Here is a 13,108-nt window from a genome sequence, read left to right as displayed (position 1 = left end):
CCCCGGCCCTCAGGGAGCCAGCCGTCGGGACAGCTCGGGCGCCCCGTCACCGCCGAGATCGGCCAGGAACGCCGGTCGGTGGGCCATCACCATCACCAACGACAGCAACGGACCTTCGACCTCCGGGCCGGTGCCGGTCCGGAAGTCGGCATCGGTGGCCCGCAGGGCCAGGCCCTTGACCAGGGTCTTGCTCTTGACGGCGAAGTCCCGGCCGGCGAGGAAACGTGCCACCTCCAGCAGGCCGACGGGATCGTAGGCGTGCCGGAGCCCGAGCGGCCGGCGGATGTCCTCGGCGTGCACGACGACCTCGCTCAGCCCGAACGGGGAAGACTTCGTCGGCAGCCTGATGGTCCCGATCCGCCGGAACCGTTCGAGCGTCTCCTGTGGAGTGGAGCCCCGGAACTCCGCCAGGCGCCGTCGATTGTGGACATCCGCGTCGAACCGCGCCCCGAGCATGCTCCGCAACCAGGTCACCAGGGTGAACCTGGTCGCCGCGCCGAGGTGGGCGACGACTTCCTCGACGTCCCAGTCGGCGCACAACGTCGTCGCCCGCCACTGCTGCGGGTCGAGCCCGCCCAGGTCTTCGGCGAGCGCGCCGAGTTCACGCCGCTGGATCTGCCCGAAGTCGGTCACGCCGCGACAATACCCAGCCCGTCTGACAACGGCCGCTACTTGGCCCCGTCAGGGAGGATCTCGGTGGGAGGAGTCCCCTTCGCCTTGACGTAGAACACGGCCAGCTTGGCCGGCTCGGAAGCGCTGGCGTTGCGGCTCACGACGTGGATGTCGGTCGGCGACTCGGAGAACGTCCCTCCCGTGTGGACGGTCTGGAGCCGTCCGCCCTTCAGTTGGGTCTCCACGGTTCCCGACAGCACGTAGACGAACAGGTCGCAGTTGTGGCGGTGCACCTGCGAGGCCTCGCCGGGCGCGAAGTCGACGATCTCGACCATGCCCTCCTTTCCTTCGACATCGGGCAGGCTCTGCGTGATCAGGCGTGTGACCGCGCCGGCCTTGGTCTGCGTGCCGTTGGGGGAAGCCGGCGAACCGCCGCACGCCACCACGCTCCCGAACGCCACCAGCGCAGCCAGGCCGATCTTGACCTTGAAGTTCATCGCGTCAGGCGCCCGGGGTGTAGTGGCCGGGGACCATGCGCGTGCTGACGCCGAAGCGGTTGAAGGCGTTGATGGCGGTGATGGTGGCGAGGAGGTGGGCGAGCTCGGTCTCGTCGAACTGCTCGGCTGCGGCGGCGTAGACGGCGTCGGGCACGAAGCCGTCGGTCAGCACGGTGACGGCTTCGGTGAGCTCGATCGCGGCGATTTCCCTTGCGGTGTAGAAGTGCCGCGACTCCGTCCACGCGCCGAGCTGCACGATCCGCTCGACGGTCTCGCCCTCGGCGATGGCGTCCTTGCTGTGCATGTCCAGGCAGAAGGCGCAGTGGTTGAGCTGCGAGGCCCGGATCTTGACGAGGTTCACCAGACCGGGGTCGAGGTTCTTCTTCGCGGCGGTGTCCAGGCGGAGCAGCGCCTTGAACACGTCGGGGGCGAGCTTCATCCAGTCCAGACGCTGGCTGTGCTCGGGAAGGTGCGTTGTCATGCCCTCCACGCTAGGGCGACAACGTCCCATGAGCTTGGCCCAATTCTCGGCCACGAGCTTGGGCCAATCAGCGCGGCAGCACCTGGCACAACGTGGCCAGGGCGCCGGACCAAGCGCTGTCCGACGGGGTGGCGTAGCCGACGACGAGGCCATCAGAACCCGCCGCATCCACCGAGGGATGAGTGAAGTCCCCCAAGCCATCGAGGGCCAGCCCCAGCTTGGCGGCGGCGCCGATCACGGAGCGCTCGGTGCCGGGCGGAAGGTCGAGCACGGCATGGAGCCCGGCGGCGATGCCCGACACGCGGATGCCGGGCGCCTGCGAGGCGACGGCCTCGACCAACTGGTCGCGGCGACGGCGGTAGCGCAGGCGCATGGCCCGGACGTGCCGGTCGTAGTCGCCGGACGTGATGAACTCGGCCAGCGTCAGCTGATCGAAGGAGCCCGGCGCCCAGTCGACGTGCCCCTTCGCGGCCACGACCTCCTGCACGAGCGACCGCGGCAGCACCATCCACCCGGTGCGCAGGCCCGGCGCCAGCGACTTGCTCGCGGTGCCGAAGTACACGACCTGCTCGGGGTCGAGTCCCTGGAGGGCGCCGACGGGCTGCCGGTCGTACCGGAATTCGCCGTCGTAGTCGTCCTCCAGCACCAGACCGCCGGTCGACCGCGCCCAGTCGACGACCGCGGCCCGACGATCCGGCCGCAGCGCGCCCCCGGTCGGGTACTGGTGGGCCGGCGTGAGCAGCACGGCGCCGACGCCGAGGTCAGCGAGCTCCTCGGTGCGGGTGCCGTCCTCATCGAGCGGCAACGCGGGAGTATGCAGGCCGCCGTCGGTCAACAGGTCGTAGTACTGCGGAACGCCGTAGGACTCGACGGCGACGGACCGAACGCGACGGCCCCTCAACACCGCGCTGATCAGCCGCAGGCCATGGACGAAGCCGGCGCAGATCAGGATCCGGTCGGGCGTCGCGTGCACGCCCCGAGCGCGGGCGAGGTAGTCGGCCAGGGCCGTGCGCAGCTCGATGCGACCGCGCGGATCGCCGTAGCCGAGGGCATCGTTCGGGGCCGCCGTCAGCGCACGCCGGGCGGCCGAAAGCCATTGCGCCCGGGGAAAACTCGCCAGGTCGGGGTTGCCGGGCAGCAGGCTGTACCTGGCCTCGGGCGGACGGATCGGCGTCGGACGGGCGAGCACGACACGCTCGGGCCCGCCGGCCGGCTTCCGCGGTTCGGCCCGCCGAGCGACGCGGGTGCCCGAGCCCTGCTTGGCGGTGAGCCATCCCTCGGCGACGAGTTCGGCGTAGGCCTCCGCGACGGTGTTGCGGGCGATCGACAGGTCGGCGGCCAGCGCCCGTGACGAAGGCAGCTGCACGCCGGGCGCGAGGCGGCCCGACCGCACGGCCTCGCGCAGCGCGTCCATGAGGGACGAGCGCAGCCCGTGCTGGCCGCGAAGGCCCAGGTGATCGAGGTGGAGATCGACCCCGAGCGTGCTCGGCTCTTCCGGCGAATTGGCCCGCGCTCCCGGCATGAAAATGGACCATACCCTCGATCCACTCGCGACCTAGCGTTGACCTCGTTCCCAGCACGCCGTCCTTCTCGGGGAGAGTCATGAGTTCGCTCGACGTCCGGCAGCAACCGGCCGGGATCAGCACGAGGTTCGCCGTGCTGCTGGCCGTCGCCTGCGGCATCGCGGTCGCCAACATCTACTACGCCCAGCCGTTGCTGGCGGAGATCGGCCACGACCTCGGCGTCGCGCAGGCCGACCTCGGCCTGGTCACCACGGTCACGCAGGTCGGATACTTCCTCGGGCTGATCCTGATCGTGCCGCTGGGCGATCTCGTCAACCGACGGATGCTCATACCGATCGGATCCGTCATCACGGCGGCCGCGCTGCTGGCCACCGCCGCCGCCCCGACGGCCGTGACCTTCTTCATCGCCAGCGGCGTCGTCGGGCTGGCGACCGTGGTGCAGCAGGTGATCATCGCCTATTCGGCCGTGCTGAGCAGCCCCGAGTCGCGCGGCCGGGTGCTCGGCATTGTGACCAGCGGTGTCGTGATCGGCATCCTGCTCGCCCGGACGATCGCCGGTCTGCTGTCCGACGCGCTCGGCTGGCGTTCGGTGTTCGTCGTGTCGGCGGGGCTGATGCTGGGCGTCGCCCTGGTCCTCGGCCTGAAGCTCCCGCCGGAACGCCCGGACCGGCCTCAGGTCTCCTACCGACGCCTGGTCACGTCGGTGTTCACGTTGACGGTGCGGGAGCGGGTGTTTCGCGTCCGCAGCCTGATCACGTTGTTCATGTTCGCGGGATTCGGCGCCCTGTGGGGCTCCATGGCGCTGCCGCTGAGCGGGCCTCCGTGGCACATGTCGACGTCCACCGTGGGCCTGTTCGGTCTGGTCGGGGCCGCCGGCGCGTTCGGCGCGGCACGGGCCGGGGCGCTGGCCGATCGCGGCCGGGCGCAGCTGGTCAGCGGGGTCACGCTGGTCCTGTTCACGGTGTCGTGGCTGCCGATCGCATGGTTGCCTCAGACCCTGATCCCGCTGTTGGTCGGCATCGTCGTCATCGACTTCGCGGGCCAGGCCATCCACGTGACCAACCAGCACCTGATCGTCGGCCTCGACCCGAACGCCAGCAGCCGGCTCATCGGCAGCAACATGGTCTACTACTCGATCGGCTTCGGCGGCGGCGCGGTCGCGGCGACCTTCACCTACAGCGCCTGGGGCTGGGCCGCGGTCTGCGTGCTCGGCGCCGGCTTCAGCGGGCTGGCCCTGCTCGTCTGGGCCGTCGACCGGATCTCCCCCGCGGCCAAGGCTTTCCCGTGACCGTCCACCATGGATCGGCCAACTCGACTGCCAGGCACAACGCGAAGGTCACGGGGAAGCCGACAACCGGCCGCGGCACATGATCGTCATCCCGGTGCAAGCACCCACCGAGAAGGAGATCGGATGCCTTACCGCGCAAAGCATTACGTGGTCGGCGCAGTGGCGGTCACGATGCTCGCCGGCCTGAGCGCGACGACCGCCCAGGCCGCACCCGACCGGTCCACCTGCTCGTGGACCGTTCGGACGCTGCCGCCCGCACCCGGCTTCGCCCAGTCGCTCAGCTACGGCACCGACCACGGGTCCCACGTGTTCGGCATGGCGACCAACGACAGCGGCATCACGGAAAGCCCGGCGGTGTGGAACATCGACGGCAACTCGCCGCCACGCCTGCTCGGTTCCGCCCACGGTTCACCCACCAGAATCATGGGTCTGAACGCGGCCGGGGTGGCCGCCGGCTACTACCGCGACAGCACCGGCGCCCACGCGGTGCGCTACGTCAACGGCGCCTACCAGGACCTGCCCGTTCCGGCCGGCACGAGCTACGCCGAGGCCGTGGACATCAATGCCGGCGGCGACATCGTCGGCACGGTCGACAACACCAGCATCATCGTGTGGCCGGCCGACAAGCCGGGCACGTACACCCTCCTGCCCAGGGCGGCCGGCGACAACGACGAGGCCACGGGCATCGACAACGCGCGCAATGTCGTCGGCATCGTCGCGCAGGGCGACAAGCTCGCCGGCTACATCTGGAACGCGGCCGGCAGGGCCACCGCCCTGCCGGCCGCCGAAGCGGACGCCTGGGTGGATCCCGTGGGCATCCGCAACGGCCGCGTGATCGCCACCGAGAAGGGGTTCAGCAACGACTCCGCCGTCGTCTACGACCTGACGGGCCGCCCCCAGTGGCGTCTGGCCCAGCACTACGCCGAGTCGATGAACGCCGCCGGCCTCGTGTCCGGCTTCCACGGCGTGCCCGACGGCGCGATCCAGCGGTTGCTGCGCAACGGAAAGGTGGTCGCCCCACTGCCGTCCGAGCAGGGCTTCGGCGCCACCGGGTGGCCGTCCGCGCTCACCGACAGCGGTTGGCTGGCCGGTGACATCGACTCGCACGTGACGGTGGCTCGCTGTAGCTGACGCACCAGGGTGAGGCGGCCCCGGCCGCTTCACCTGTCACTGCGCCAGAACGGACAGCCCCGATCCGTGCAGGGCGTCGAGCGCCGCCGCCAGGCGTCCGGTGGACAGCAGCAGAAGGGCGAGCGCCGGGCCGGCGACCTCCGGGCCGGTTCCGACGGTCCAGTCGGTGTCGGTGGCCGTGAGGGTGACGCCGGCCAGGCGGCGACGCGCGTGGAACGGCCAGCCCATGGCCCAGACGCGCTCCAGGCCGGCGTGGCTGAACTCGGCCGGCACGGGGAATTCGCGCTTCAGCGGCCTCGCGATGTCCTGGCTGTGCACGATGATGTCGAACAGCGAGTTCCTGGTGTCCAGGGCCTTCGCCGTGCGTCGGTCGGCCGCGTGGTCACGGATGCTCGTGACGATCTGGGCCGCGCCGCGCGAGCCGTACCTGGTGGCCAGCACGGTGTTGATGCGGTTCGGGTTGAAGCCGGCGCGCGGCCCCGCCGCGATCAGCTCCCATGTGGTGATCGTCGGCACGAGCGACAGGTGGCCGGCGACCTCTCGGACGCGCCACCCCTCACACAGGGACGGCGTCTCCCATTCGGCCGGACTCAGCGTGTCCAGCAGGTCGGCGACGGCCAGCCGCAGGGTGCGGACCGCCGTCCAGTACTCGTCTTCCCGCACGCGGCACCTCGCCCATTAGTCCGAACTTCGGACCAAGAGTAGTCCGGAGTTCGGACTTCTGCAATGGTGGGCCCATGACGCCCGACGACGAGCCGCTGAACCTGGGGCTGCTGCTGTTCATCCCCTACCGCCACCTGGAGTCGGCCGTGCTGGCCGAGTTGAAGGCGCACGGACACGACCTTCCGCTCAACCAGGCCCGCGTGTTCCAGCGGATCAACCCGGAGGGCTCGCGCCTGAGCGAACTGGCCCAGGCCTCCCAGCTCAGCAAGCAGACCGTCGGCTCGATCGTCGACCAGCTGGAGGCCGCCGGCTACGTGCGACGCGTCCCGGACCCCGACGACGCCCGCGCCCGCCTGGTCACCGTGACGGCCAAGGGAGAAAGCCTGGTGGAGATCGGCATCCCGGTGATCCGCGAGATCGAGGCGGCGTGGGAAACCGCCCTCGGCCGGGCCCGCATGCTTGAGCTCAAGGAGACCCTCGCCGCGCTGCGGGCCGTCACCGATCCGTACGGCTGAGTTTCGCCGCGGGCGTTTGTGGCTATATCTGTCGACTATGACCTCTGAGACGCCCGAAAGATCTCCCGAAGTTCTCGACTTCCGCCGGGAGACCGTTGGGCAGAGCACGGTCCTCCAGGTCATCGGAGAGATCGACACCGACACCGCTCCCCTGTTCCGCGAGCATCTGGCGGCGGCGCGCCGTGACACCACCGAGCGGCTGGTCGTCGACCTCAGCGGCGTCACCTACATGGCCTCGCCCGGCCTGTCGGTGCTCATCGAGGCCCACAACGAGCACCGGCGCCTGAACACCCGCCTGCTGGTGGTCGCCGGCTCGCGGGCGACCCGGGTCCCGATCATGACCACCGGCCTGCACGCTCAGCTGGACGTGGTCATCACTCTGGAGCAGGCGCTTCCCTTATGACGTATGCGGCCAGGTTGGCCAGCGAGGACGCCAGGCCGACGGCGTGGTCCGCCGCGGAGATGCCGTCCGGCACGTCGTCGGCGCGGATCTCCACCTTCGTGCCGTCGCCGTCGGCGGCGACCTCCCAAGTCATGATCATCGTGCCGGCGTAGGCGGGGTCGTCGGAGACGAAGTCGACCGCCTGCACCACCCGTACTCCGGGCACGATGTCGACGAAACGCGCCTCCACGACATCGGAGTCGGCCGTCGCCTTGCCCGGCGCCCGCGACGCGTCCGCGTAGGTCAGGGTCAGCCGATACGACCCACCCGGCCGCGCGTCGAACCGCTCGAACCGGCCGCTCATCCCTTCCGGCGGCAGCCAGACCGCCAGCGCCTCCGGGTCGACGAAGGCGGCGTACACGCGGTCCGGCGTGGCGGCGATGACCCGAGATGCGGCGTCGGTCCTGGGCATGGCGCCCAGGCTAGCTCAGCTCGTCGATCAGTCCACGGACCTCGTCGGCCTCGGTGGTGGCACCGGTCTGCACGAAGGCGGCGAGCGCTTGTCGCTGCCCGGCAAGGGCTTCCTCCGTCCGCCCCTGCCGAGCGTGGATCCGCCCGAGCTGGGTCAGGGTCAGGCCTTCGCCGTGCCGGTCCCCGACCTCCCGGCGCAGCGGCAGCGCCCGCAGATGGCAGGTCAGGGCGTCACCCCACCGCCCGAGATCCTGGTACGCCAACGCCATGTTGTGCAGGGCGCGGCCGGCGCGCAGCCGGTCCCCGCTCTGGAGCAGCAGTTCGAGCGCCTGCCGGTGCAAATCGACGGCCTCGGCCGCCCGTCCGGTCTGCTGGAGGACAGCGCCGAGATTGGTCAGCACGCCGCCCTCGGCCTGCGGATCGCCCAGCTCATGCGCGCAGATGAGGGCCTGCCGGTAGCGGGCCTCGGCCACCTCGTGCCGGCGTTGCTCGGCGGCGAGGAAGGCGAGATTGTTCAGGCTCCGGGAGATCAGGTAGCGATCCTCCCGCTCCGTCGCGATGGCCAGGGACTCCTCCCACGCGGCCTCGGCCTCCTCGAACCGCCCGAGGTGGTAGCCGACCGCGCCGAAGTTGTGCAGGGCCTTGGCCAGCCCGAGCCGGTCGCCGGTCTGCCGGCAGATGGACAGCACCCGCCCGTGGAAGTCGCGTGCCTCGGCGAACCACCGGAGTTCCTGGTGGGCCAGGCCCAGGGCGGTGAGGCTCTGCGCCTCGGCCGTCCGGTCGCCGAGGCGCAACGCCGCGGCCAGGCCGAACTTGGCCAGGGTGATCCACTCGTCCGGATGGTTGCGCAGCTCGAAGAACGGATGCAGCGCCGCCACGACCTCGCTGGTCAGGTTGTCGAGCCCGGTGCGGGCCGACAGGCTCACCACGGGAATCAGGTTCGGGCGTTCGCCCTCCAGCCACGCCAGCGCGTCGCCGCGCCCGGCGAACAGCCACGACCTCTGCTCGGCCGGCGTCCGGGAATAGAGATGCGTGCCCACGGCCGCGGTCGCCGCCCGGTAGTACGCCAGCAGCCGGTTGACCGCCTCCGCGCGGTCGGCCGGCCGTTCCTCGTTCTCGCAGCATTGCCTGGCGTGAAAGCGAACCAGGTCGTGGAATCGGTAGTTGTCGGGCACGATCGACGGCTCGATCAGGTGCGCTCGGCACAGCCTCTCCGCCAGCCGCTGAGCCTCCGGCTCCGGCACGTCGGCGAGCGCCGCGATCGCGCCCGGGCCGATGTGCGAGCCGGGATGCAAGGACAGCAGCCGGAACAGCCGCGACAGGGCGGACGGCAGCTGCCGGTAGGACGTGTCGAACGCGGCCCCCACGGCGATCGAATCGTTGTAGTGGAGCGGATCGAGCCGGTTCGTGGCCGCGCCGACGGTCCGCGCCAACCGACCGATGCGCTGCCCGGGTTGGTCGGTGAGCCAGTAGGTGGCGATCCGCAACGCGAGCGGCAGGCCCTCACACAGCTGCGCCAGCCTGATGGCTTCCCGCGGCTCGTCGGCGACCCGCGTGTCGCCGGGTAGCGCCGCCTCCAGCGCCTGGGCCACCAGGCCGACGGCGTCGGCATCCCGCAGCACGCCCAGCTCGACCCGGCGTGCCCCGGGCACCGGCAGGTTGTCCCGGCTGGTGGTCAGCATCCGATGCGCCGGGCTGCCCGGCCGCAGTGCCTCGACCTGCGCCGCGTCCAGGACGTTGTCGGCCAGCACCAGCACGCGCCGTCCCCGGCCGGCCAGGTCGGAAAGCAGTGAGCGGTAAAGGATCGCCCGCTCGGCCTGCCCGGCCGGCGGTCGTTCGACCCCCAGCCCGACCAGCATCGCCAGCAGCGCCGCGTTCGCCGAGACAGTGCCGTCCGGGCCGTAGCCGAGCAGGTCGATGACCAGCACCCCGCCCGGGAACCACCCGGCCGCCACCGCTTCGTGCGCCACGCGCGTCGCCAGCGCCGTCTTGCCGACGCCGGCCAGCCCGGTGATCGTCGCGACGGTCGGCTGCCCTTGGGTCGCCGGATCGAGCAGCGCGGCCAGCGCGGCGCGTTCGGCCTCCCGGTCCGTGAAGCCCACCTCGCCCGGCAGTCCGGCCATCGCCACCGGCACCTTGGACCCGAGGTTCACCACGCCGATGTGACCGGCTTGGACGACGTTTCCCTCGACATGCCCGGTGATCTGGTTGTTTACGGTGTCGTCCCGGTCCTCTTCGTGGTCGTCGGCCACGCACACCGCCTCTGCTCCGGCTCCGCTGCCCGCGGTCCCGGAGCAATAGATCGCTCGCGGCGGGAAAACGTAACCAGCCGAGCTCAGGCCGTGCGGCCGTAGAACAGTTGCTGGGTCAGCTGGTTGAGTTTCATGTCGGGGCGTTCGCCGTAGGTCAGGACCGAGTTGATCCGGGGCGTGGCGCCGCGGACCGGGGTGACCCGGTGCAGGGCGTGCTCACCGCGGAAGAAGGCCAGGGTCCCCGGCGCGCTCGGCAGAACTCGGATCCCGGTGCGGTCGCCGAGCAGCACCCGCCGCACGCCCGGGTGGTTCTCGTCGTCGGCCGACCGCAGGCCGGGGACGTACTCGAAGTCGCCGCCCGCGTCGGCCTGCTGGCACATGACGGTGACGGAGAACTCGCTGCGGTCGAAGTGCCAGCCGAGTTCCTGGCCGGGCCGGAACGTGGTGATCTGCAAGGCGTCGAGCGGGTCGGCGCTGCGGTGCAGGACCGGCTTGTCCAGCACGGCGGCGATGAACGCCGTCAGGTCGTCGGACTCGTAGAGCCGACGCAGCGGGGCGTCGGCCGGGATGTGGTCGTAGGCGATGCCGTTCTTGGCCGACCGGACCCGGTGCGCGCGAGGGTGATCGGCCGGCACGGACTCGTCGACCGGTTCGAAGTAGACGGTGTGCGGGCGGTCGGTTTCCCACGCCTTGTCGGCGATCCGCTCGGCCAGGGCCACCATCGCGGCCACCGCCGTGTCGGTGACGAAGCCGGGCAGGTTGCAGACGCCGGTGTCGACGAGTTCGGCCCGGCAGTCGAACACGAGCGGCCGCCCGCGATCGCTGTCGAGTTCGTGGATCGGGTACCGGCCGAGGTCGACAACGTCGGCGTGGTCCATGGTCGGGATCCTCTCTCCGGGTGTGCCCAGCCTGGCCACGCCGCGTTATCAGCACAAATCTGGTTTGTGCTTGTGTCCATCAGCAGCGCTTCTAGAGTGAGGTCGTGGGACTGGATCCGCTCGGTGTCGAGCTGCGCCACCTGGTGGCGCTGGCCGCGGTCGGCCGGCATGCGTCGTTCAGCCGGGCGGCCGAGGAGCTGGGGTACACCCAGTCCGCGGTCAGCCAGCAGATCGCCCGGCTCGAACGGCTGGTAGGCCAGCCGCTGGTCGAGCGGCCCGGCGGGCCGCGCCCGGTGCGGCTCACGCCGGCCGGCGAGGTGCTGCTGCGGCACGCCGAGGCGATCCGGGCTCGGCTGACCAGTGCGGCGGCCGACCTGGACGCACTGGCCGGCGGGACGTCCGGCACGCTGCGGGTCGGCTGCTACCAGAGCGTGGGCGTGCGGATCCTGCCCCGCGTGCTGCGGGAGTTCCGCGCGCGGTGGCCGGCGGTGCGGGTCGAGCTGACCGAGAACGAGGATGACGGCTGGCTGCTGCAACAGGTCGAGCGCGGCGAACTGGACGTCACGTTCGTGGTGCTGCCGTTGCCGGACGGACCGTTCGCGGTGATGGAGCTACTGGCCGATCCGTACGTGGTCGCCGTCCGGCCCGATTCGCCGCTCGGGCGCGACGGCGGTCCGGTGTCGCTGCGGGACCTGGCGACGCAGCCGTTGATCAGCTACGCCCGGATGCGTGACGTGCACGCGATCGAGAACCGGCTCGGCGATCCCGCGCTGCGGGACCAGATCGTGTTTCGCTCCCACCACAACGGCACCATCCTCGGCCTCGCCGCCGAAGGTGTTGGCGCCGCCGTCATCTCGTGGCTGTCGGTCGACCCGCACCGTCCGGGGCTGCGGGTCGTCCCGATCGCCGGGGTGAGCCCGCGGGTGGTCGCCATCGCCTGGCACCGCGACCGCTACCAGCTGCCCGCGGCGGCCGCCTTCGCCGATCTCGCCCGCACGGTCGCCTTGACGGAACGCTCGCTGATGCAGGACACCCTGGGCAGCTGACATTCCGTCCGGACGAACCGCCCTGGAGTGGCGCCAGGCTCCAGAGAGAACGGCCGATCCACAAAGGACGGCGTGCGGTGACGGAGCGGAGTGATCGGGTCAGTCGTTTGGCCGATGCGGGGCGAGCGGCGGAGTCGCGATCATGCTGCTGTCCGATCCGCCCAGCCTGGGGAGTCCGATGTCGAAGCTGGTGCGGGTCGTTCTGGCCCTGCTCGCCCTGTTACCGGGGGTAGTGGTCGTGCAGCAGCATCCCCACCCGTTCACGGTGCTGGCCTTCTACACCGGACGCCCGGACGCCGCGCACATCGCGTTCGACAACGAGTCGGCGATCTGGTTCCCCCAGGCGGCGAAGCGCTACGGCTTCAGCTACCAGCAGACGAAAGACTGGTCACAGCTGACCGATATCACCAAGTCCCGGGCCGACGTGGTGATGTTCCTCGACGACATTCCCACGGATCCCGCCCAGCGGGCGGGCTTCCAGCGCTATGTGGAGCACGGCGGCGCGTACTTCGGCTTCCACTACTCGGGTTACAACGACGAGGACATCACCTGGCCCTGGTTCAACACCACGTTCATGGGCGCCGGGCGGTACGCCGCCAACACCTGGTCCCCGACCACCGCGGTCCTGCACACGGACGCACGTCATCCGTCCACGCGGCGGCTGCCGACGACGTGGACCGCGGCGGTCAGCGAGTGGTACAGCTGGCAGTTCGACCTGAGCAAGAACCCGGACATCGAGGTGCTGGCGTCGGTCGACCGGTCGAGCTTCCCGGTGGGCACCGACCCGGCCCAGTCCTGGTACAGCGGCTACTACCCGATCCTGTGGACGAACAAGCGCTACAAGATGCTGTACGCCAACTTCGGCCACAACGCGATGAACTACGCGGCGAACACGCCGCTGTCGTCGACGTTCGCGGACCCGGTGCAGGACCGGTTCATCATCGACGGCCTGCTCTGGTTGGGCGGCGGCACGCCGACCGACGCGCCCACCGACCAGATCGACCCGAACGCGTGGCTGCGAGTGGTGAACCAGGGCAGCGGCCTCTGTGTGGACGGATCCCCGGTTCAGACGGACGCCTGCGGCAGCTCGGCGGCGCAGCGGTTCCGGTTCCGCTGGCTGGACGGCCCTTATCTGCGGATCGACAACGGCGGCCGGTCCCTGGGCTGGACCGCCGACGGCATTCAGGCGACCCGCTTCGACGGCAGTGACAATCAGCAGTGGCAGGCGGTCTTCGAGTCGACCGGCGCGTGGCACATCGTGAGCAAGGTCGGCCAGAAGTGCCTGACCGCCGCCACCGGGGCGGCGCCGTTGACCCTGGCCACCTGCACCGGTTCCCCGACGCAGTCGTTCGACCTCGCCCGGACCTGA

At 70.7% G+C, this 13,108-nt stretch carries 14 protein-coding genes; 6 read left to right on the top strand and 8 right to left on the bottom strand.

Annotated features, from left to right (window positions below; all coding sequences use genetic code 11):
* Window positions 1–9: 9 nt before the first annotated feature.
* From AB0M73_RS22930 to AB0M73_RS22915, 4 genes are all read right to left on the bottom strand, one after another.
* Complete coding sequence (locus AB0M73_RS22930) at window positions 10–633, bottom strand: maleylpyruvate isomerase family mycothiol-dependent enzyme (protein ID WP_363893585.1); 624 nt, start codon at window positions 631–633, stop codon at window positions 10–12.
* A gap of 35 nt (window positions 634–668) precedes the next feature.
* Entirely contained in the window at window positions 669–1,109 is a 441-nt protein-coding gene (locus AB0M73_RS22925; protein ID WP_363893582.1) for a cupin domain-containing protein, read from the bottom strand.
* A gap of 4 nt (window positions 1,110–1,113) precedes the next feature.
* Window positions 1,114–1,590: a carboxymuconolactone decarboxylase family protein gene (locus AB0M73_RS22920; RefSeq protein ID WP_363893579.1), complete on the bottom strand. Its 477-nt coding sequence runs from the start codon at window positions 1,588–1,590 to the stop codon at window positions 1,114–1,116.
* A 67-nt stretch (window positions 1,591–1,657) separates the two neighbouring features.
* On the bottom strand, window positions 1,658–3,112 hold the full coding sequence (locus AB0M73_RS22915) for a PLP-dependent aminotransferase family protein (RefSeq protein ID WP_363893577.1): 1,455 nt from the start codon (window positions 3,110–3,112) through the stop codon (window positions 1,658–1,660).
* Between the two features lie 80 nt (window positions 3,113–3,192).
* Here AB0M73_RS22915 and AB0M73_RS22910 point away from each other — a divergent pair, with 80 nt between their 5' ends.
* A complete protein-coding gene (locus tag AB0M73_RS22910; protein WP_363893574.1) occupies window positions 3,193–4,401 on the top strand; it encodes an MFS transporter in 1,209 nt (402 codons plus the stop codon).
* Window positions 4,402–4,524: 123 nt separating this feature from the next.
* Window positions 4,525–5,532 (top strand): hypothetical protein, encoded by a 1,008-nt coding sequence (locus AB0M73_RS22905; protein WP_363893571.1) that lies wholly within the window; start codon window positions 4,525–4,527, stop codon window positions 5,530–5,532.
* A gap of 36 nt (window positions 5,533–5,568) precedes the next feature.
* Here AB0M73_RS22905 and AB0M73_RS22900 read toward each other — a convergent pair whose 3' ends face one another.
* Window positions 5,569–6,195, bottom strand: coding sequence for a maleylpyruvate isomerase family mycothiol-dependent enzyme (locus tag AB0M73_RS22900; RefSeq protein WP_363893568.1), 627 nt, complete (start codon window positions 6,193–6,195; stop codon window positions 5,569–5,571).
* 74 nt (window positions 6,196–6,269) lie between these two features.
* Between AB0M73_RS22900 and AB0M73_RS22895 the strand changes: the two genes are divergently transcribed.
* Both AB0M73_RS22895 and AB0M73_RS22890 read left to right on the top strand, forming a co-directional pair.
* Window positions 6,270–6,710 (top strand): MarR family transcriptional regulator, encoded by a 441-nt coding sequence (locus tag AB0M73_RS22895; RefSeq protein WP_363893565.1) that lies wholly within the window; start codon window positions 6,270–6,272, stop codon window positions 6,708–6,710.
* A gap of 37 nt (window positions 6,711–6,747) precedes the next feature.
* Window positions 6,748–7,113 (top strand): STAS domain-containing protein, encoded by a 366-nt coding sequence (locus tag AB0M73_RS22890; RefSeq protein WP_363893563.1) that lies wholly within the window; start codon window positions 6,748–6,750, stop codon window positions 7,111–7,113.
* On the opposite strand, the gene AB0M73_RS22885 is transcribed toward AB0M73_RS22890, so the two are convergent.
* The 3 genes from AB0M73_RS22885 to AB0M73_RS22875 all read right to left on the bottom strand — a co-directional run bounded on the left by AB0M73_RS22885 (window position 7,085) and on the right by AB0M73_RS22875 (window position 10,693).
* A complete protein-coding gene (locus AB0M73_RS22885) occupies window positions 7,085–7,564 on the bottom strand; it encodes an SRPBCC family protein (RefSeq protein ID WP_363893560.1) in 480 nt (159 codons plus the stop codon). The two genes, AB0M73_RS22890 and AB0M73_RS22885, sit on opposite strands and share 29 nt — an antisense overlap.
* A gap of 10 nt (window positions 7,565–7,574) precedes the next feature.
* Window positions 7,575–9,815, bottom strand: coding sequence for a tetratricopeptide repeat protein (locus AB0M73_RS22880; protein WP_363893557.1), 2,241 nt, complete (start codon window positions 9,813–9,815; stop codon window positions 7,575–7,577).
* A gap of 83 nt (window positions 9,816–9,898) precedes the next feature.
* Window positions 9,899–10,693 carry a hypothetical protein gene (locus AB0M73_RS22875; RefSeq protein WP_363893554.1) on the bottom strand — a complete coding sequence of 265 codons (795 nt, stop codon included), beginning with the start codon at window positions 10,691–10,693 and terminating at the stop codon, window positions 9,899–9,901.
* A 104-nt stretch (window positions 10,694–10,797) separates the two neighbouring features.
* Between AB0M73_RS22875 and AB0M73_RS22870 the strand changes: the two genes are divergently transcribed.
* The gene (locus AB0M73_RS22870) at window positions 10,798–11,739 is read left to right on the top strand and encodes a LysR family transcriptional regulator (RefSeq protein ID WP_363893551.1); all 942 of its coding nucleotides are present in this window, start codon (window positions 10,798–10,800) and stop codon (window positions 11,737–11,739) included.
* Window positions 11,740–11,881: 142 nt separating this feature from the next.
* Entirely contained in the window at window positions 11,882–13,108 is a 1,227-nt protein-coding gene (locus AB0M73_RS22865) for a ThuA domain-containing protein (protein ID WP_363893548.1), read from the top strand.

Source organism: Kutzneria sp. NPDC051319 (assembly GCF_040682195.1).
Taxonomy (GTDB): Bacteria; Actinomycetota; Actinomycetes; order Mycobacteriales; family Pseudonocardiaceae; genus Kutzneria.
This window is presented reverse-complemented; position numbering and strand designations above follow the sequence as displayed.

Coding starts and splice junctions, on each gene's coding strand:
- AB0M73_RS22895 (WP_363893565.1), top strand. CDS start 6,270: ATGACGCCCGACGACGAGCCGCTGAACCTGGGGCTGCTGCTGTTCATC.
- AB0M73_RS22915 (WP_363893577.1), bottom strand. CDS start 3,112: ATGCCGGGAGCGCGGGCCAATTCGCCGGAAGAGCCGAGCACGCTCGGG.
- AB0M73_RS22875 (WP_363893554.1), bottom strand. CDS start 10,693: ATGGACCACGCCGACGTTGTCGACCTCGGCCGGTACCCGATCCACGAA.
- AB0M73_RS22925 (WP_363893582.1), bottom strand. CDS start 1,109: ATGAACTTCAAGGTCAAGATCGGCCTGGCTGCGCTGGTGGCGTTCGGG.
- AB0M73_RS22885 (WP_363893560.1), bottom strand. CDS start 7,564: ATGCCCAGGACCGACGCCGCATCTCGGGTCATCGCCGCCACGCCGGAC.
- AB0M73_RS22890 (WP_363893563.1), top strand. CDS start 6,748: ATGACCTCTGAGACGCCCGAAAGATCTCCCGAAGTTCTCGACTTCCGC.
- AB0M73_RS22910 (WP_363893574.1), top strand. CDS start 3,193: ATGAGTTCGCTCGACGTCCGGCAGCAACCGGCCGGGATCAGCACGAGG.
- AB0M73_RS22865 (WP_363893548.1), top strand. CDS start 11,882: ATGCTGCTGTCCGATCCGCCCAGCCTGGGGAGTCCGATGTCGAAGCTG.
- AB0M73_RS22920 (WP_363893579.1), bottom strand. CDS start 1,590: ATGACAACGCACCTTCCCGAGCACAGCCAGCGTCTGGACTGGATGAAG.
- AB0M73_RS22905 (WP_363893571.1), top strand. CDS start 4,525: ATGCCTTACCGCGCAAAGCATTACGTGGTCGGCGCAGTGGCGGTCACG.